The 19513-nt window shown below is 43.0% G+C and carries 13 protein-coding genes and 1 pseudogene; 7 read left to right on the forward strand and 7 right to left on the reverse strand.

From position 1 onward, the window contains the following. Nucleotides 1–314 precede the first annotated feature (314 nt). The 5 genes from RXX31_RS14825 (at nt 315) to RXX31_RS14845 (ending at nt 7781) form a co-directional block, all read left to right on the forward strand. Complete coding sequence (locus RXX31_RS14825; RefSeq protein ID WP_317590303.1) at nt 315–2069, forward strand: lysophospholipid acyltransferase family protein; 1755 nt, start codon at nt 315–317, stop codon at nt 2067–2069. Nucleotides 2070–2648: 579 nt separating this feature from the next. After that, a complete protein-coding gene (locus tag RXX31_RS14830; RefSeq protein WP_317590305.1) occupies nt 2649–4598 on the forward strand; it encodes a PTS mannitol transporter subunit IICBA in 1950 nt (649 codons plus the stop codon). Nucleotides 4599–4709: 111 nt separating this feature from the next. Beyond that, nucleotides 4710–5858, forward strand: coding sequence for a mannitol-1-phosphate 5-dehydrogenase (locus RXX31_RS14835; RefSeq protein ID WP_317590306.1), 1149 nt, complete (start codon nt 4710–4712; stop codon nt 5856–5858). 58 nt (nt 5859–5916) lie between these two features. Further along, a complete protein-coding gene (locus RXX31_RS14840; protein WP_014230740.1) occupies nt 5917–6447 on the forward strand; it encodes an MltR family transcriptional regulator in 531 nt (176 codons plus the stop codon). Nucleotides 6448–6818: 371 nt separating this feature from the next. Next, nucleotides 6819–7781 carry a nuclear transport factor 2 family protein gene (locus tag RXX31_RS14845; RefSeq protein WP_317590307.1) on the forward strand — a complete coding sequence of 321 codons (963 nt, stop codon included), beginning with the start codon at nt 6819–6821 and terminating at the stop codon, nt 7779–7781. A gap of 163 nt (nt 7782–7944) precedes the next feature. On the opposite strand, the gene RXX31_RS14850 is transcribed toward RXX31_RS14845, so the two are convergent. Further along, nucleotides 7945–8952, reverse strand: coding sequence for an LLM class flavin-dependent oxidoreductase (locus RXX31_RS14850; RefSeq protein ID WP_317590308.1), 1008 nt, complete (start codon nt 8950–8952; stop codon nt 7945–7947). Between the two features lie 188 nt (nt 8953–9140). Here RXX31_RS14850 and RXX31_RS14855 point away from each other — a divergent pair, with 188 nt between their 5' ends. After that, nucleotides 9141–9851, forward strand: coding sequence for a hypothetical protein (locus tag RXX31_RS14855; protein WP_317590309.1), 711 nt, complete (start codon nt 9141–9143; stop codon nt 9849–9851). Between the two features lie 221 nt (nt 9852–10072). Here the strand turns inward: RXX31_RS14855 and RXX31_RS14860 are convergent, their stop codons facing one another. From RXX31_RS14860 to RXX31_RS14880, 5 genes are read right to left on the reverse strand one after another with little or no spacing between them, the layout of a single operon-like run. After that, entirely contained in the window at nt 10073–11671 is a 1599-nt protein-coding gene (locus RXX31_RS14860) for a Tn7-like element transposition protein TnsE (protein ID WP_317590310.1), read from the reverse strand. After that, nucleotides 11629–13173, reverse strand: a complete 1545-nt coding sequence (locus tag RXX31_RS14865; RefSeq protein WP_317590311.1) for a TnsD family Tn7-like transposition protein — start codon at nt 13171–13173, stop codon at nt 11629–11631. Before RXX31_RS14865 ends, RXX31_RS14860 begins: the two co-directional genes overlap by 43 nt. After that, nucleotides 13174–14802: an AAA family ATPase gene (locus tag RXX31_RS14870; RefSeq protein ID WP_317590312.1), complete on the reverse strand. Its 1629-nt coding sequence runs from the start codon at nt 14800–14802 to the stop codon at nt 13174–13176. It lies immediately after the preceding gene. After that, nucleotides 14799–16889 carry a Mu transposase C-terminal domain-containing protein gene (locus RXX31_RS14875; RefSeq protein ID WP_317590314.1) on the reverse strand — a complete coding sequence of 697 codons (2091 nt, stop codon included), beginning with the start codon at nt 16887–16889 and terminating at the stop codon, nt 14799–14801. Before RXX31_RS14875 ends, RXX31_RS14870 begins: the two co-directional genes overlap by 4 nt. Then, the gene (locus RXX31_RS14880) at nt 16873–17706 is read right to left on the reverse strand and encodes a TnsA endonuclease N-terminal domain-containing protein (RefSeq protein ID WP_317590315.1); all 834 of its coding nucleotides are present in this window, start codon (nt 17704–17706) and stop codon (nt 16873–16875) included. Before RXX31_RS14880 ends, RXX31_RS14875 begins: the two co-directional genes overlap by 17 nt. Nucleotides 17707–17927: 221 nt before the next feature. Here RXX31_RS14880 and RXX31_RS14885 point away from each other — a divergent pair. Next, nucleotides 17928–18122 (forward strand): annotated as a pseudogene (locus RXX31_RS14885) (hypothetical protein). A gap of 760 nt (nt 18123–18882) precedes the next feature. Here RXX31_RS14885 and RXX31_RS14890 read toward each other — a convergent pair. After that, nucleotides 18883–19509: a LysE family translocator gene (locus RXX31_RS14890; protein WP_317590316.1), complete on the reverse strand. Its 627-nt coding sequence runs from the start codon at nt 19507–19509 to the stop codon at nt 18883–18885. Between the last annotated feature and the right edge of the window lie 4 nt (nt 19510–19513).

The raw sequence follows: 19513 nt of genomic DNA on the forward strand, positions 1-19513 counted from the left end.
CATAAATATCCTTAGCCGTTTCAACCATTTCAGGGGAATCGGACTTGTACCTACACCTTCACGTGAGAAGATGTGAGTGATTTTATTGGTTAAATATACCGATATGACGGCATGTAAATAGCCCAAATAATGAGCCGTAACTACCATAGCATAAGCCCAACTAAAGCGGACAAAAATTCCGCACCGACCTCTGAATCTAACCTCAGCGTTCAATAAATCGTCACCCTTTTGTCACCAAAGACTCACTGTTTTGCCGCTGAACTGTCATCTGTAATTCCTACTATCCAGTAAGCAACTTGCACGCTGAGGTAAATATGGATAGCACTACCCCTTTTCGTCTCCCTCGTAAAACGCCGTTTGGCATTGGTGAAAACGTCGCAGAATGGGCAACAGGATTAAGCCAGCTCGATAAGTTCTATGCGCAAAGACCCGTTAATGCAGACATTCAAACCTTCTTACGCTTTACACTCTCGATTTTAGGTATCGATTACAGAATTGCTCATGGCTCACTTGATGCCGTCCCAAAACAAGGTCCGACTGTCATTGTTGCCAACCACCCTCTCGGCTGTGTCGAAGGCGTTATTCTGGCTGAATTACTGCTGATGGTTCGAGATGACATCCAAATCTTGGCGAATCAATACCTTAAAACCGTCCCGGAACTCGACCAGTTATTTATTGGTGTAGATGTGTTTGAAGGCAAAGACGCGGTCAAGTCCAACATGAAAGCACTGCGCGCGGCGAACAGACACCTAGCAAACGGCGGATTGTTGTTAGTTTTCCCTGCAGGTGAAGTATCGCAACTGGTTGACGCTAAGCAGCAGCGTTTAGAAGACAAAGAGTGGAGTCGCAGTGTCAGTACCTTAATTCGTAAAAACAAGGCGACCACCGTCCCCGTATTTATTAACGGACAAAACTCTAAACGCTTTTACATGGCCGGAAAAATCCATCCTTTGCTAAGAACGTTAATGCTGGGTAGAGAGCTGCTTAATAAGAATGCTCAAACAATTGAACTATCTTTTGGTCAGGCGATTAAATTTAAAGAACTGAATAACCTCAGTGATGATCAGGTGGTCAATTATTTGAGGCTCAATACCTACCTGCTTAACCGTGATCTCAGCACTCCTGGGCAAACCACATCGATGAATGCTTTGCTGCCTATTGCGGCAGGGTTACCGATAAGCCAATTACTCGATGAGCTGCACAGCTTACCTGCAGAAGCCAAACTTCTTGAAAGTGGTGAGTTTGAGGTCTACTGCACATCCGCTTATCAGATCCCATCTCTACTGCATGAAATCGGTCGTCTACGTGAATACAACTTTCGTCAGGTGGGCGAAGGCACAGGGCAAGCGATCGATATCGATCATTTCGATCATGATTACCTGCACCTATTTGTCTGGGATCGTGAAAATCAATGCATGGTAGGCGCTTATCGTCTGGGGTTAGTCGATAAATTAATGACAAAACATGGCGTTGAAGGGTTGTACTCCCGCACCCTGTTTAACTATGACCAGCGCTTTATCGACAAGATGGGTAAATCGGTTGAGATGGGACGCTCGGTGATTGCGGATCAATACCAAAAGAGCATGAGTGCCCTGCTACTGCTTTGGAAAGGCATTGCAACATTCGTACATAGAAACCCAGAGTACACGCACCTGTTTGGTCCGGTCAGCATAAGTAACGATTACAGCCAAACCGCACGTCAATTACTGGCTCAGTCCATGACACTGCATCACTACGACAATGCCTGTGCTGAACACGTTACCCCATCCAACCCGCTTCCCGAGACTAACCTGAACTGGAACACCAGCATGCTCACCGCGTTAGGCGATTTGCAGCTGCTGTCTCGTGTGATCGCTCGAATTGATGAAGGCAAAGGGGTTCCTGTTTTACTGCGTCAGTATTTGAGCTTAAACGGCAAACTGGTCTGCTTTAACGTTGATCCTGCCTTTAACAACGCGCTAGACGGACTGATTATGGTGGACTTACGCGAAGTGCCAGAAAAGACACTGGCACGATACATGGGGCTGGAAAATACGCGAACATATTTAGCACAACACCTCGATAAATAACTTACCAGAAAAATAGTGCATTGCTGATACAAGCAGTGCACTATCCTTTTAATTTGTAAGAAATATAACCGCAATTTTCCGATATTTCTGATATCACACTCATTCCCCCAGTCAATCAGTCGCCAGGTACTGATATTGCGCAGTATATCTCGTTACAAAATTTCAAAAAAATCACAATTAGATATAAATCACACTTTCAAACCTAAACAAACCCAAACAAAGTGTGATATTGATCGATCTGAATATTTAATTCGACACAAGAAATAAATCATAGGTGATTTTGATCACATTATATTTTCAATTCAAATTTGTAATAAGATCGATTTGATCACTAATATTTTTATTGACAGATTTAAAATCTGCATTTTGTTATTAAGTTACATATCAATAAATTGATCGTCATCACTTAAAAAATGCTTTTTATCTGAAGAAGTGCGGGTGTAGATCACGAAAAGCCCGTTGTCAGTTCTAATTGGAAATTGTGTGATAAATTGATTGGGTACTAAGCAATCAAACAAGCGGTTTTGGCGAACCGTTTACGACAACAATATTCATCAGAACATCGAACGGGGAATTGTTATGATATCACCAGATGCTAAGATCAAGATACAAAATTTTGGTCGCTTTCTGTCTAACATGGTAATGCCTAACATTGGCGCATTTATCGCGTGGGGCTTTATCACTGCACTATTCATCCCAACCGGATGGTTGCCAAATGAGACGTTGGCTTCCATGGTTGGTCCTATGATCACTTACTTGCTGCCACTACTTATCGGTTACACCGGTGGTAAATTAGTCGGCGGCGATCGCGGAGCGGTAGTCGGCGCAATCACCACCATGGGGGTGATTGTCGGTACAGACATCCCTATGTTCATGGGAGCGATGATCGTCGGTCCAATGGGCGGCCTGGCGATTAAAAAATTCGACAACTACATCGACGGCAAAGTGAAAAGTGGCTTTGAGATGTTGGTAAACAACTTCTCTGCAGGCATCATCGGTATGCTGTGTGCCATTCTTGCTTTCTTCCTGATCGGTCCTTTTGTCAAAGTACTTTCTGGTGCTTTAGCAGCAGGCGTAAACTTCCTTGTATCAGCGCACCTTCTACCTCTGACTTCTATTTTTGTTGAGCCAGCGAAGATTCTGTTCCTGAACAACGCAATCAACCACGGCATCTTCTCACCACTGGGCATTCAACAGGCGTCAGAAACGGGTCAATCTATTTTCTTCCTGATTGAAGCAAACCCAGGTCCTGGTCTTGGTATTCTTCTGGCGTACATGGTGTTTGGTAAAGGCACCGCGCGTCAAACTGCAGGTGGTGCCTCTATCATCCACTTCTTTGGCGGTATTCATGAGATTTACTTCCCATACATTCTGATGAACCCACGTCTTATCTTGGCGGCTATCGCAGGTGGTATGACAGGAGTGTTCGTTCTCACTATGTTCAACGCAGGTATCGTTTCTCCAGCGTCTCCAGGCTCTATCTTCGCAGTACTACTGATGACGCAAAAAGGCGCGATCGTTGGAGTTCTGGCCTCTATCGCGTCGGCAGCTGGCGTATCATTCACCGTAGCGTCTCTATTGATGAAGACCCAAACGTCGACAGAAGAAGAGGGTGACAAAGCAGCGCTAGACAAAGCAACGTCACAAATGAAAGACATGAAATCTGCATCGAAAAACAATGCAGCGGTAAACAGTGAAAGCAAAGGCGACGTAGACCTTGCGACAGTTCAAAGCATTATTGTCGCTTGTGATGCCGGTATGGGCTCAAGCGCTATGGGTGCGAGCATGCTACGCAAGAAAGTTCAGGACGCAGGTCTGAACATCCACGTCACTAACCTTGCTATTAACAATTTATCAGAGAGTGCAGATATCGTGATTACTCATAAAGATTTGACGGATCGTGCACGTAAGCATGCTCCTAACGCACATCACATTTCATTGACTAACTTCCTGGACAGCGAAATGTACAACCAACTCGTCACCAAACTGCTGGCGGCACAAACTTCATCTGCTAATGATGATCAGATGGTAAAAGTATCGGTTCTTGCAGCAAACGACGACAATTTTGAACAGCAACCACCATCAGTATTCCAAATCCAGCGCGAAAATATTCATTTAGGTTTAAGCGCGGCTAACAAAGAAGAAGCGATTCGCTTTGCGGGCAACAAGTTGGTTGAACTTGGCTACGCTGAACCAGAATACGTAGAGGCGATGTTTGATCGTGAAGCACTGGTTCCTACTTACCTTGGCGAATCGATCGCTGTGCCACACGGTACGATTGAAGCGAAAGATCGCGTTAAAAAGACTGGCATTGTTATCTGCCAATACCCATCGGGTATCCAATTTACTGAAGACGAAGACGATGTAGCGAAACTGGTTATCGGCATTGCCGCTAAGAACGATGAGCACATCCAGGTGATTACCACCATTACGAACGCGCTCGATGAGCCAGAAGCAATTGAGAAGCTAACCAGCACCACGGATGTAGAAGAGATCCTCAACATCCTTGGCCGCGAACAGGCCGCTTAATTACTTCACTATTTTGCTCCTGAGCAAACCGAGGTCAGCTGTCACCCCCTATGCGGTTGGCCTCACTCTAGATTCGTTAGTCAATATTTTAGACATTGGTAGGTAACAGTTATGAAAAATGCAGTTCATTTTGGCGCAGGTAACATTGGTCGTGGTTTCATCGGTAAACTTTTAGCAGACGCAGACGTCGAGGTTACATTCGCGGACGTTGATGCCCCGCTCGTAGACCAGATCAGCCACAAACAAGAATACAAAGTTAAAGTGGTGGGCACGGAGTGCCAAATCGACACAGTCACGCATGTCACCGCAGTTAACTCAGCAAGTGAAGACGTGATTGACCGTATCGTAAAAACCGACTTGGTGACAACTGCCGTCGGTCCTAATGTGTTGGACATCATTGCAAAAACCATTGCAACCGGCATCACTAAACGTTTCGAAGCGGGGAATGAATCACCACTAAACATCATCGCCTGTGAGAACATGGTTCGCGGCACAACCCATTTAAAAGGCGAAGTGTACAAGCATCTTGATGCGTCACTGCACGCAAAAGCCGATGAGCTAATCGGCTTCGTCGATTCTGCAGTAGACCGCATCGTACCACCAGCAGAAGCAGCTAACGATGATCCACTGGAAGTGACAGTAGAAAGCTTCAGCGAATGGATTGTTGACGAGCAACAGTTCAAAGGAAAAATCCCAGATATCGCAGGGATGGAAAAGACCAACAACCTGATGGCGTTTGTGGAGCGTAAACTGTTTACCCTAAACACCGGTCACTGCATCACGGCTTACTTAGGCTGCTTGAAAGGCCACCGCACCATTCGGGAAGCGATTGAAGATCCTGAGATTCAGGCGGAAGTAAAACAGGCCATGAGCGAAAGTGGTGAAGTACTTATTCGCCGCTACGGCTTTGACCGAGACATGCATAATGCCTACATCGAGAAGATTCTAGGCCGCTTTGCCAACCCATACTTAGTTGATGAAGTTGACCGAGTTGGACGTCAGCCAATTCGCAAATTAGGTGCAAATGATAGATTAGTGAAGCCATTACTCGGTACAATTGAATATGGCACTGAAAATCAAGCACTTTTAAAAGGGATAGCGGCGGCGTTGAAGTACACTAACGACACCGATCCTCAAGCGGTTGAATTACAAACTTCATTAAAAGAAGTCGGCGTGAAGCCAACGCTAGCGAAATACACAGGTCTTGCAGAAGACAGCGCTGAGGTGGCTCATATTGAGGCACTCTACAACCAGCTGTAATTAACTCAGAGGGGGGCAATGCTCCCCTTATAATAACGACTTAACAACTACTCAGTATATGGCAGATAACATCAACGAAACCGAGATCATTGAACGACTCAACGGCGCACCCTCAGTGCGGGGCTTCTTTATTGCCACGGTCGACGTCTTTAACGAGTCGATCGACGGTCTGATACAAAGAATTTTCCGTAAAGATAACTTCGCTGTTCAATCGGTTGTCGGCCCGCTACTACAAGACTCAGGCCCACTGGGCGATCTGTCTGTTCGTCTAAAATTACTGTTTGGTTTGGGCGTACTACCTGACGATATTTACCACGATATTGAAGATATCATTAAGCTCAAAAACCAACTCAACAGCGACGCATCCGACTACGAGTTCACTGACCCAAACATTCTCGATCCGATCAAAAAGCTGCATTTGGTGAAGAAAATGGGCATGGTGCAACTGGAAGTCAATGAACCGGATGACGACATCGATTTAGAATTCTATCAGCTTCAACTTCAGCGCCAACAACAAATCATCAAATCAGGGCTTTCCCTCGCCATTGTCGAAATCTGCAATGAACTTGGCAAGGAAAGTCCTTTTTAGTCATCATTAACCTGAGTATTAGCGGGATTTATCCCTCGCTAAAAACGACAAATAACGACATCAGGACCTGCCTAGATACACTTCTTTAAATAATTACTACTGAACACTCACTCAAGTAAATCTCTTATCATTATGGAACCATAGGAAGAGATGCACGTCATTAGACCGGTATTATCATCCCAAAATAAGATAATAGAATAACGCTAGGCATGGGATCCTAATGAGCCGCCCCTATCAAGCATCAATGACAAGCATGACCTAATCATACGCGCTTCAAACAATGCTCCTTCGCATTTATCCATTGATACTACCGATAAGCGTTAACACCATGGTTCCCATGCCTAATCACACTGAATTAGGAGAAAATAATAATGGGTTTAACTTCAGATCGCTCAATCTTGCGCGAGATGATGGAGCAATTTGGTCAATATTGGCTCACTGGCCAATCCGCCTCTTTTCCATTACTGCTCGCCGATGATGCCGAGCTTATTAGTCACCAACATGGCTCAATAGACAGTCGAGCCGCATTACTAGAAGCTCTCGCACAAGACTCCGCAAAAGGGGAGCTATACGGTCAGCACTCGAATCATTACATCGCGATTGAAGGCGACCAAGCAGCCACCAGCATGTATCTTTTTGCCATGGCCAAAGATAACAACGCACAATATTTTTTGTTCGGTGCTGCCGTCGTCATGCGCTTCCGTCGGCATGAAAATGGCTGGCTACTGCATCAAATTCGTCTACAGGTTAATTGGTCTCACGGTAACCAAAAACTCATGCCTCATTGGAAAAATGTGCCCAGTGAACATGGCTGGGACCTATCCAAAGAGCCGCCGGTTCTCGTCAGTGAACTTCACTCTCCATGGGCATTGCTACCAAATGCGGCCGTACCGGAACGGCTGGAAGAAGCCCTACCAGAGCTTTACGCTCGATATTCGTTTGCTGTTGACCAAAATGACATTGGCTTACTCGCGACCACGTATAGCCAGGACATAGAGGGAGGCTTTGCTCCTGCAGGTAACTTTAAAGGGCATGATAATGTTATTAGCTTACTGAAGAACTTTCGTCATCTTGCTGCGGTTTGGCAGCACTTCGCACATATCGTGCGTATTGAGGATGAGGGAGACGGTAAGCACGCTAAGATGATTGTAGCGCGAGTGATTCCTGAACGACCGGTTTCGGAAAGCGGCGAGCAACTTTATGGCGCTCATTATCAACTGCGAGTTCGTCGAGGTGAAGATAAACAATGGCGGGTTTGTTGGACAGACTACCGCACCGGTTGGTTTACCAAACACAGTATTCCTGTATTTGATATCGGGCGCACGACCGCCTGATAGCAACGAAAAAGAAGCTACTTGAACGAGTAGCTTCTTGCATTTTAAGTACTATTCAGCCAATCAGTGACCCAGCCATGATGTCTTCGCTTAATAACAAGTTAGGCTGGGTAGAAACCTCGAATATATCCAGTTTCCTACATTAACTACTGGGAAACGAAAGTTATGCTTCCTCAAACCAAGCTTGTGCGATTAGCTCGTGAGACTTGATTCGTAATTGCGGGTCATGAATCCATGAATTAATCATGACCTCATCAGCGCCGGTACGCTCAACCAGTGATCGTAAACCTTGAGCAACCACCTGCGGCGTCCCCCAAACGGACTCTCTCAATTGTCTTAATACTTGTTGTTTCGCATGAGCACTCCACACCAAATCCATATTTTCGACAGGTTTAGGTAGCAGGGTTTCTACGCCACGACCAAGGTTATGGAATTTTTGCAACTCTGTTGTCGCCAAAAATTCTGCGTGTTGTTGAGACGGAGCGGCAACCGCATTGACACAAACGATGACATACGGCTTATCAAATTGCTCTGAAGGCTTAAAGTTATTTCGATAAGTTTCGATCGCCATTAACATCGCATCAGGAGCAAAGTGAGATGCAAACGCAAACGGCAGTCCTTTCTCTGCCGCTAACTGTGCACTGAATGTACTTGACCCTAACAGCCACAGAGGAATATCTAAACCTTGCCCCGGGATCGCTTTTACATGCTGACCAGGTTTCGCGATTTGGAAGTAAGACTGTAACTCATCAAGCATTTCAGGAAAGTCCAGCCCTCTGGCCGTACTATCTCTGCGCAGCGCTCGCATTGTACTAGAGTCAGTACCTGGTGCTCGACCCAATCCCAAGTCGATGCGCCCTGGATACAGAGACTCCAGAGTACCAAACTGTTCAGCGACAATCAGCGGAGCGTGGTTAGGTAGCATCACACCTCCAGAACCCAGACGAATTGACTGAGTTTTCGCGCCGATATGGCTAAGAATGACGGAAGTCGCAGCACTGCCAATATCACAAAGATTGTGATGCTCAGCGACCCAAAAGCGATGGAACCCTGCTTTTTCTGCCGCAATGGCTAGCTGAGTACTAGAATGGATCGCGTCACTTACCGTGGCACCTTCACCAATGGTCACTAAATCCAACAGTGATAGTTTTACGTCTGTGTTGTTGGGCATATTACTTTCTCAATTCGTTATTAAAAATATGGCTTGCCATAAAGGCATCACGAATCATCTTGAAGGAATCACCCTGTCTAATAAACCGCCTTTCCTTCCTAACTCTTGAGCTAGAATTTCCATAATCTTACATGGTTTAGAGGAGTAAAATTACGGGCTACCGCTTTTGAGTATTTGAGGAAAATATCATGACCCAAGCCCACCTATTTGCCGCCAAAGATATTGCTTGTCGCTGGTTTGCTTATTTTGAGGGACGTACTGAGCCTCTTGAACAGCACTTAGATATGTTTACGAATAACATCTGCTTAGTTCATGCAGGCAAACATCTACTTGCGAATAACCGCTCTAATTTGAAGACGTGGTTTAAAACCGTTCCCAGTGAAACAAGCTCACACTTTATTGAAGAGTATCAATTCAATATGCTCTCTCAAGATAAGGCTGAACTGAAAATGAAGGTCGCTTATCAATCCTTGGGAGAAAACGGGGCATTAGCTGGAGCCTTAATTGATTACCAAACAGAAATAGAATTTGATACCGACAACAAAGCTCGTTTTTGTTTTATCCAAAAAACGCCAGTGACCCCGAATCCAGCAAATGTGTTTTCCCCGTCTTTTAGACTAAATCGTATCGAATCGTTGCATTCACGCCTGCTTTATCTTCAAAGGTTAAATACGTCTTCGCTCTACGCTGAACTATTCGACAATGAACAGACTCAACAACAGGTAGTATCTAAGCTCTGTACACTTTCCCCGCTAGATTTAGGCCGTATATCATTTAACTATGATGATGAAACCAGCGTCGATACAGAGCAGTCTGCCGACCAGCAGCCGCCAATCAAATTGATTGTGACTGAACGCGAAAAGCGCTACTTAACCATCAGAGGAATTTCAGGCATCTAATATAAAAAAACCTCTTACTAATCGCCTTAGTAAGAGGTTAAAAATCTGTGCTTTACTGTCTTACAGCATGCACATTGTGGGAGAGGAATAAAGTTTCATACTAAAAAACTTATGGAGCCTTATTCAATAAGAGATTTCGATCCTCGAAATAATAATAAAGTATCATACTAAATCGAAATAAATGGCTCTACTCCATAAAAATCAAGTATTAAAGTATCATACTAACTATCCAACCATCCCATAAACCATCCTGCCCATTTATCAATATCAGCAGGGTCGATACAACCTTTGTGTTTACATGGAGGATGAGAGATTCCCTTGAAGTTACCATCTCCGCAAATGAGCGAGATGTAATCACGCGGCCAAGCTAGTGACTTCTTAAGTAGCCGAATTTCTAACTCTGCTATTTGTTCAAGTAATGTACTGTTATCTCTTAACGTTAGAACCATGGTCGATATCGAATTTTTCGCATCAGAGGTATCGACTTCAACAAAATGATACACCTGCCCATGATAAGTGACTTCGACGATAGCCATACATCTCGGATTAGCATCATCCGCCATCATGTGTTTGGTACAACGTGCCAATTTAGGCAACTTTCTTAGCGGATAGAGGTACGTTTGACATCCGTGATTAGTTTCCAAACGATCAATAACCTGAGAGAAAATCTCAAATTTACTAGCATACAGATGAGCATCATCACTTTCGTCACTCAAAACGTCATAATCAGCACCGGCAATTGTGCCTGTAACATTATCACCATTCGGAGATAACTTATTGGGAAGTTGTTCATTAGACTCACTATCATCAGGCTTACCGCTATTAGCCTTCCGAGTTTTATCGGTTACTCGATTAGTCTTGAATGGCTTACGAAATGACAAGCCAACTGATTCTGTATCTAAAACAACACGTTTTTTATCAGGGTCAGCCTCTTCCTCATCATCAAGTTCGTGCTCTTCTGGACGTTTAGGTCTACCTGAATTAGCTCCGCCACCTTGACCTGTTACCTGCCTTTTGAAATCAGGATGATAAAAATCTAGTTCATCAGGCATACTCGATGGCAAGTCTTCCACCCTTCTAATTTCCCAGACAAAAAAGCTATTACTGTTCCAATCGAGCCACCCTGACACTTCTAGTTTTGTTCTACTTAAGCGAGGAGGTGTAAAAGAGAAATCCCAAAATTTATACTGCCCACTGGATGTATGCTCTCTAATCATTGTCTGGTGAATACTTTCAAATGAAGTTCGAGCCTCAGGGTCCATCAATATCCAACTTAAGAATCGTCGTGAACGCTCATCATTAAAAGCGGCGATCGGATAGCTAGAACTTGGCATCACATCAATCTGCCAATGCCCGTTTATATTGGTGATATTGAAATCTGATAACAGTTTTCCGTGTTCCAAACAGATTCTGGACATATAGTTATCATGTAGAAAAAGAACACGTGCTAATTCAAGCTGAGGTAGGAAAACAGTTGGACCATCAGGCACATCAAATTCAAAGCACCACTGTTCAGAATTGTGCCCATTCCCCATTGAACGAAAAGCCGGGCAGTCCCTTAAACGCTTTCTGCCCCACAGCTGAGCATCCCTAATGGTAAAAGTTAACTGTCTTCCTTTTAACTGATTAGACTGATTGGCACTTAATGATTTGTAGCGTCGAATCAATGGAACACCAGCAATGGGGATTGATGGACGATCAAGCTTTTTTGAAAAGCTGAGGTTAATTCCCCAAAACACGTTGCTATTTTTCTTAAACAGCGAACCAATGCCCAACACTAACGCATCTTCCGGGATGTGCTTAAATCTGTAATCTCCCATATACCTTCCGTTATTCCTGTTAAAAAACATCTAGCCAGTGGAGTTAAACGCTCTTCACTCAGCCCAGAGCCTCGCAGTAAACGCCACCGTTCAATCTGAATATTTTGTAAATAGAGTGAGATGTACTGATTGCTCAATCGTCGGATTTGGTATTGAGCAACCGATTCCGAGTACTTAGCAAGAAATTGTTTAGTTAAGGGTAAATACCTAAATTTCCTCTCCGGCGTAGCACCAATTTTTAGTTTTGACAGCAAGAATGTACTCGTCATACGGGGAGAAGAGTCATCTTGTTCACACGCCTGTCGCAACTGACATAATCGACGAACGAGCGAACGATCTCGCTTAGGCCAATCGACCCGCCTATCTTCATATATGATAGGATGTTCGTAACGTCGGTTAATTTTCATCAGCCACTTGTAATCATGTCGGTACAACCACATGTACAAACCTTGCGATCCATGTAATCGAGCGTGTTTACACCCGCACTCTTTCAAGAGCTTCAGCCATTGAGTTCTTTTGTCTCTATTGATCTGCTTCGGCAAAACCACTGGATAGACATTACTTTGCTTTTGCGGGTAACGCTTTACGTTAGTCAAAATGTCAGATGGTGAAATATCTCGGTCTAGTAAACTTGACTGAATGATCAGGTGCTGTATAAAACTGAAGGATTTTCGGTGCTTTCGTAAAATAGTTCTGGCCCAACCGGTATCTCGCTTCGTCAGTGTGATTTGGTTATCCGCCAACCAATCTCTACTCCAGTACGAATGGATACGCTCCCGAACTTCATCATGTTTTACATTGGAACCTCTGTTACAACTGGCTATCACAACCAAATCATGGTAATAGCAGTTCCATTGATGAAAAGTTGGCGATGTTTGTGGTTCCACTTGCAGAAGTTGTTCGACAACATGGCTGATGCGTAAAGATTCCCTTTTATGATGCCGTATTGGTCTGTCATCCGGTGTTGTGTCTGCCGCATAAAATTCATGACGATGTTCGTAATGTGGTTGAATAGAAAATTCACACAAAGGGGTTGAGTGCTTTTTGCACCATGTGGCTCCTGACACTTGCCAGCTACGCATCCAATACCTCTCACCATATTGGCCTAATTGCTCTTCAAAACACTGAGGACAATATCTGAGTAGCTTCGGCTGCTTAACAATTGAAGCAGCAATTCCGAAAACCAAGTGTATGAGCCCTTTGGATTGATTTGCCATCCAGCGCATGCCAGCCAGCCTTTTTCTTTCTTCAATAAAAGGCGCGTAAATAGGGAAAAGCGTGTGCTGGTATATCAGTGAAGCCGTCGTAATATTTAAAACCGATGGATATTGCCCGGAAATTTGAGCCAGATGACTCGGTAGGTCAACCGTAGCGATAACCTTGCGATCTCCATAAACCTCATCCAATAGCCGCTTAGGCGATATGGTTCCGCTATGAACCCCAGCCCTGGCAACCAAGCTGTAAATCAACTCATTTGGATACGGAACGGGGAAACCGAGCATTTAACTGATCTTTTTCAAATCCAAGATAAGTTTATTGGCTTTGAGCGCACTGTACATACCTTCTTTCTTGGTTAGTTGTGAATACACAAATCGTAAATCGCCAGTTTCAAGGCTTGACCAATCTGCACGTTTAACTACGGTCGCTTTCGGTTGCTGATCGACAAACTGCTTACTTTCGTCATACCAATCAAGTACGACCGGCATCATTTCTCGCATCGTCAGTTTGGGTTGTTCACGGAAAATTTTTTCAACCAAAGGAATGATAATTTCAGACTGACAATCGGTTTGTACGAGTAGCTTGTAAAGCCGCATCGCTTGTTCGTTATTACTGAAAGGTAATTCCGGCTCATCAGGGATCTGATTGATTTTTTGGTGAAGGCTAAGCAGTCGTTTGTCGATATCTTCTATTCGGAGATCAGAGTATTTGGCTATCAAGGTTGGGTTACCTCGGCGAATAGCATTCAGCATAGGGTGTACTGGTTTAAGTTCATCGTCATAAACAGAGCGTAAAACGTTAACCGTTATACGTTCCAGTTTAGACGCTATGGCCCGTAGCTGAGCCAGGACAAACAACTTAACCACGATATCCAAAACCCCTTGAGATAGCTCATACCAACAATCTCTGATCTCATCGGTAAGCACCTCATCACGCCGATTAAGCCACTGGTATTTCCAAAGCTTATTCGTAAAAGCAACCCATTCACTTCTGGCGTTCGGATTTTCTGGATATTGCGGCATGGGTTGCCAATAAACAGAACCAATGCCGGTAGTTCGCCTTGCTGACTGCAATTCGACTTCAAACAATGGGCGAGCTTTCGGTGTACCGACCAAGATCACCGGAATACCAACTGTGTTAACCAGTTCGACGAAAAACTCCAACATTTGCTCACGGCCAACCGTCTTGCGAATTTTCAAGCGTTGAATTTCATCAATAACCAGGACACCTATAGCACGTTCATTCGCAACCTGGCTCATTAGAGCCAGTAACGTTGGCACCCCGTGACGTTTGCGGCCATGCGTATTTTCATAATTAGTACCCAGCCGCTTATCCACCTCACGGAAAAAATTCAGACACAAACTTTGCTGTGATCCATTATTCGGGCATTCGATTTTCAGATAGCTGAGTTGAAAAAAGTTATGTTGTTCGTGATAAATAACCTGAGGGTAGGTGGCAAGAATGCGCTCAAGGGTTGAACTTTTACCACTACCTGAACATCCGATAAGAGATAAACAAGTTGCTGTCGTTAGGACATTTCTGAATTTATAACTCTGCAAATCACCAGACATCACCCGTTCGTAGCCATTTTGTAAATGCTTATTCAATGAACCATCCAGTAAATTTCGGCTCACATAACCACGCCGGATCATAATCGATATACGCTCTTCCAGAAGAACATGCTGGGATAAAGGCTGGAAGAAATCATCAAGTAAAGCTGCAACCATATGAGCCCGTTGTCGGGGCTTATCCTGAAGATCATTCAAAGAAAAATCGACTTTACCTTCCAATCCTTCTTTTAGTTGCTTAAGCTCCATGATTGGTGTCAAAGCCTCGATAAATGGATTTCCTTTATAGGCTGGATTACCAGTATTTTTATATATGGCGTTAACATATTCACTTGGCAAACTCATTCGTTATCATCCTCATCATCGAATAACTCATCGACATAACTCGGGTAGTCATAATCTTCCTCCGGAACACCATGTAAAGGAATGATATCTGCCGTGTCTTTCACATCTGTTTGTATTTTCGGTTTTCTACTGTCGCGTTCATTTTGTAGCTCAGCCTTTCGGTTCGACCGAATATCACCGATGCGTTCAGTATTCGGGATGCTTGAAGTATCCGGGCTTAATTTCTCTGCTTGTCTGATTTTGTCGATCACTCGCTGTTCATGCTTTCGTTTTTGCTGATCAGCTCTGACTTTACTTTCAGCGTGAGTGAATTTTTTCTGCTCTTGTCGCTGCCACACTTCCCAGAAAGTGCAATTAACAAACTCTCTGGATCGTGCTGAAAGTTTGCAAACCCAGTGCTCGACACTGTTTCGGCTAGGAAACAGATAAATTTCATCGGCAAGGTCAGGATCATAGGCCACCAAAACTTTTTGCGGACGAGTCACTTCTTGAGCTCTATGCATCCAACCTTCGACGATCGCCTCTTGGCAGGTGTAGTAGATACCAAAAATGCATATCCCCAAATCAGAGACCGTTGCATCTGCTCTGGGAAGTAAACTTAATCTTACGGCTTCTTCAGGAGCTGAGCGCAAGCGGCCAGTACGGTGTTGGATCCCCCAGTTCCACAGTTCTAATGGCACCGAAGGCAAATCAACTGGCATATCGGCAGAACTGTCATAGGTCTTCATCACATGGTACTGATTGTGATAAAGAATTGAGGACAGGATAATTTCTTTAAAATCTGAAATAGATAACTTGGCATCAAGACGATAATCCTTACCACCACGTTTTTTAACGATGGTTCCCGTCACGACACCAGGAGCAAATGGAGTAAAGTCTGCTTGCAACGTCTTGAAATTGCGCTCAACAATTCCCTTGGCGTCGCCTCGAAACGGTGGTGTATTTTCAATTCGTACTGAGAAGCTTTTTTCGAGATTTTCTATCTGATAGCCAAGCAATTCTCCCCTGTCTGCCAAAATAGCATCAGGAAATCCGATAGCAGGCCAATCTTGAGATTCGATATCTATCCCATATTGACGACATAGCTCAACCTTATCAGTCATCGCGACTTGTAAAGCCAGCATAGCTGCTACATATGAGGGGTTTTCAAAACCAATGTAACACCCAACTATCAGACGACTGAATACGTCGATAACGATATAAACAACCGGACGCCCAACAATCCAGCCTCGGTTCACATCAGACACCACGTAAATATCTGCGATGGTCGCATCAATTTCAAAGCGGGAGCCCGGTCCTAAAGCATGCATAGTCGCCGTTCCGGTCAAAGGTCGAATATCTTTGTTGTAGGAATTCTGACTTGCCCGGCTTTTGATTTTTTCTATCTGGGTGTATTCACGCAGATAGAAGTGCTTCATCTGCCAATTGGTTGGAATCTCCGCCTCAGGCACATCAGGGAAATAGGTTTCATACATATCTTTAAAACGCCGATGAGCGTAGGGAAATGAATAACCTTTTTCAGTTAACAAATACTTCTGAATAGCAATCCGGAATAACTTTTCGATGAACTCATCAACATTGACACCAGAGCCCGGATTATACTTTCTGGGTCGACCTAATTTTGTCTCTCCCGGAGTTCGTTTTTTGCCTTTTGCCCCGGAGTTTTTGTAATCAGGAAGAAGCGCGTTAACAATCTGCCCCCTCTGCCAGTACTGGCGGATTAGACGATATAATGTTTGCTTGGTTGTTTTGTGATTGGCCATGACCAATTCAATGGCTTTAGCGCGTTGTTTCGGCTGATAGTATTCTTCAAGATGAATGATAGGGCTTATCAGTTTATAGTTGTAATCTCGTTTTACTTGAGCGGTACTACCATCTTCAGGAGAGAGCATGATCAAATAGGAATAAGGATCTTCGACTCGGTGTAACAATTCATCTTGAATCGCCAAATCCAGCGAATATAAGTCAATAATGCTGGGGAAGGCGCTTTTATTATCGATCGATATCCAAACAAAATTGCTTCCGAATCGACTCAAAACCCGGAATCGCTCGTTCTCATACTCCAGGACCTCATTGATTCGAAACATGACGAGCTCCTATTAAGTTTCCCATATTCTCAACAACGAAATCCTTACCTTTTAGCAGATGGAACGGTTGGGACAACATATCAAAGTAGAAACAGCGATTAGCCAGTAATTGCCTGATTTCATAAATAGAAGAACCATCAGGCTGATTGTAAATACGGTCAGTCAACTTACAGATATCAGTAACCGTTTTATTCGGATTTTGCTGAAAAAGATCACCATAGTACGCAGTCCTGTCTAACAAGACTTCATCATCAATCTCATCCTGCTCAGCCGGGTATATCCAGCTAATATTCTGGACAAGAATTGGGGATACATCGTTTTCTGTGACCAGAAACCAAGGAACCTTTTTTAGTAACCAATAACGGCGTTCAATTTCTAGCTTTTCAATAACACGGGGGTCTTTTAAAAAATTAGTGTACTTAGCTTGAATTACGTACTGTGGTAATTGGAGGTCTAAACTGTCGACGATAAAATCGGATGACATGTACAATTTAACGCCAGCTTCGGCGGGGTGCTTAATTCCATTATCAAGGGCAATATCAAGTGTTTCTTCACGTTTAAGAGGAAACTGCTCTCGAATATCTGTAGTTTGGGAGTTCCATTCAAGGGTTAAAAATACGGCAAGCTCTAAATCGGAAAGTAAATGATGAGTGCGCTGGCTTTTATGACCAAAGACACGATGAGATCGACCATCGGATGGGACATCCCGAACAGTTATCCAAGGAAGATAATCAGCACCCAAGCCATTACCCCTGCCTTCTTTTATCCAGCGTTTGTATTTTGTCTCTGAAGGTGCATATCTACTTCTTCTTACCATCTTAATTCTTAACAATATTCCTTATAAATCAATCATAAACATAAAATATTTCAGTATGCAACTTTAATACTTACAAAGACTTATAGTCTAAATTTTTCACTTCTACAACAAGCTACAGAAAAAATACGCGTTATACTTATTGCATTGAGTAGTTCCAACTAATGCCATACAACAATGCTAGGAGGCCCAAAAATGTCTGATCACGATGAACTAATGTACCCATCTTGGAAAAATTCGAACTGCCCGGTGTATCTTTTAAGGTCGTTGATCCATCATCATTACCACCATAGACATTAGCAGCCTTCGATAATTTTATGCGCGGTTCTAGTGTTCCTCATCGAGTGTTTATATACAGTCATGATTACGCTCGTTTCTGTATGATAGTTAACCGCGGTGATATTAAAGCACTTAAGTAAAAACAAGTAATAGCAATAAATTAAATAGCCTATATAAACAAACTGAAATTAAATTTTCCTAGGAGAGGATAATTTAAAGAAATAAAAATACACAACTTTAAAATTTACATGATTCATGTAAATACAAATTTCATAAAAATAATAGACACGCTATTTACAGGCTCCCACTATGCTTTAACCACATTTGTATCTTTTCAGCAACAAAAATAATACTCATTGCAAGCAATTTTTGAACAGAAGCCATATTATCCAGTTAATTGTTCAGGCACGACAAGTAACAACACACAACACTACTAATGTCTCACGGAATAATGCCCCACTTATCGGTAAGTCATAAACGGTTCGGAAAACATAAGTGATAACGGTACAAGATTCTTGCAACTCAACCTCAACCTCAACCTCAACCTCAACCTCAACCACTTTAAATCGACGACCTCTTCGGCAATATACATCGATAACCTTTTTTGATTTATACACTTCAGCGGTGTGAATTATCTGTCCTTGAATACTGAAAGGTTGGGAAAGGAGTTAAGTATAAGTACAAAACGTCAATAGAGTTCAAAAAAATTACTAAACAGTATGGTAAAAAGAGTTAATATCAGAGTTAGACTCTACAAAGCTGAGAAGTGCGAATACATTTTTAAAACTAAAAAGTAGTGGCCAATTGTACTTAGCCACTACACATTTTAACTTAAAACTCACAAAATCATTTTCAATGAATTACTCAATATGTAATACAATTCCGTAAAACTAACACTTATTAAGTCAAAAGAATTTTGGCTGCAAGAGCACATAAAATTGTTCCCATAATTCTTTCAATCCAAAGTTTGAATGTATCTATCTTTGAGGTAACAACTTCGGAAGATAATACTAATGCGACAATCACAAACCAAAGAAAGTGAGCAATACTAATTATCGCTCCGAATATCAGCTGAATGTAGATAGGAGTTTCAGGTGATACAACTTGTGTAAATATACTGAGAAAAAATAACGTTGTTTTAGGATTAAGAGCATTTGATATAAATCCAGCCCTAAATGCCTTAATATCAGATATATTATCAGTCTTACTACTCAGGTCACTTTGACAGCTATCACCCTTCTTATAAAACAACGCACTGATCCCCAAATAACATAAATACGCAGCTCCGGCATACTTGATGATGTTATATAGGAATGGAGTTTGTGAAATAATTAATGCTATTCCCGCAAGTGAATAAGTTACATGTAGCCATATAGCCACACTAATACCTAAGGCTCCAAGCATACCTGCTCGCCGTGAATAAAGTAGTGAGTTTCTTGTAATCATAGCAAAATCTTGCCCAGGACTTATTACCATTACTATAGCTATTGTTGTTACCGTTAGTATTTCAGAATAGTATTGTTCCATATAT

The sequence above is a fragment of the Vibrio sp. EA2 genome, assembly GCF_033042495.1.
In the GTDB taxonomy this organism is placed as follows: Bacteria; Pseudomonadota; Gammaproteobacteria; order Enterobacterales; family Vibrionaceae; genus Vibrio.

What these genes read in the sequence shown, in the direction of transcription:
- RXX31_RS14875 (WP_317590314.1), bottom strand. Translation starts at nt 16,889, where the DNA reads ATGTTTCGAATCAATGAGGTCCTGGAGTATGAGAACGAGCGATTCCGG.
- RXX31_RS14845 (WP_317590307.1), top strand. Translation starts at nt 6,819, where the DNA reads ATGGGTTTAACTTCAGATCGCTCAATCTTGCGCGAGATGATGGAGCAA.
- RXX31_RS14880 (WP_317590315.1), bottom strand. Translation starts at nt 17,706, where the DNA reads ATGGTAAGAAGAAGTAGATATGCACCTTCAGAGACAAAATACAAACGC.
- RXX31_RS14865 (WP_317590311.1), bottom strand. Translation starts at nt 13,173, where the DNA reads ATGCTCGGTTTCCCCGTTCCGTATCCAAATGAGTTGATTTACAGCTTG.
- RXX31_RS14825 (WP_317590303.1), top strand. Translation starts at nt 315, where the DNA reads ATGGATAGCACTACCCCTTTTCGTCTCCCTCGTAAAACGCCGTTTGGC.
- RXX31_RS14850 (WP_317590308.1), bottom strand. Translation starts at nt 8,952, where the DNA reads ATGCCCAACAACACAGACGTAAAACTATCACTGTTGGATTTAGTGACC.
- RXX31_RS14870 (WP_317590312.1), bottom strand. Translation starts at nt 14,802, where the DNA reads ATGAGTTTGCCAAGTGAATATGTTAACGCCATATATAAAAATACTGGT.
- RXX31_RS14840 (WP_014230740.1), top strand. Translation starts at nt 5,917, where the DNA reads ATGGCAGATAACATCAACGAAACCGAGATCATTGAACGACTCAACGGC.
- RXX31_RS14830 (WP_317590305.1), top strand. Translation starts at nt 2,649, where the DNA reads ATGATATCACCAGATGCTAAGATCAAGATACAAAATTTTGGTCGCTTT.
- RXX31_RS14890 (WP_317590316.1), bottom strand. Translation starts at nt 19,509, where the DNA reads ATGGAACAATACTATTCTGAAATACTAACGGTAACAACAATAGCTATA.
- RXX31_RS14855 (WP_317590309.1), top strand. Translation starts at nt 9,141, where the DNA reads ATGACCCAAGCCCACCTATTTGCCGCCAAAGATATTGCTTGTCGCTGG.
- RXX31_RS14860 (WP_317590310.1), bottom strand. Translation starts at nt 11,671, where the DNA reads ATGGGAGATTACAGATTTAAGCACATCCCGGAAGATGCGTTAGTGTTG.
- RXX31_RS14835 (WP_317590306.1), top strand. Translation starts at nt 4,710, where the DNA reads ATGAAAAATGCAGTTCATTTTGGCGCAGGTAACATTGGTCGTGGTTTC.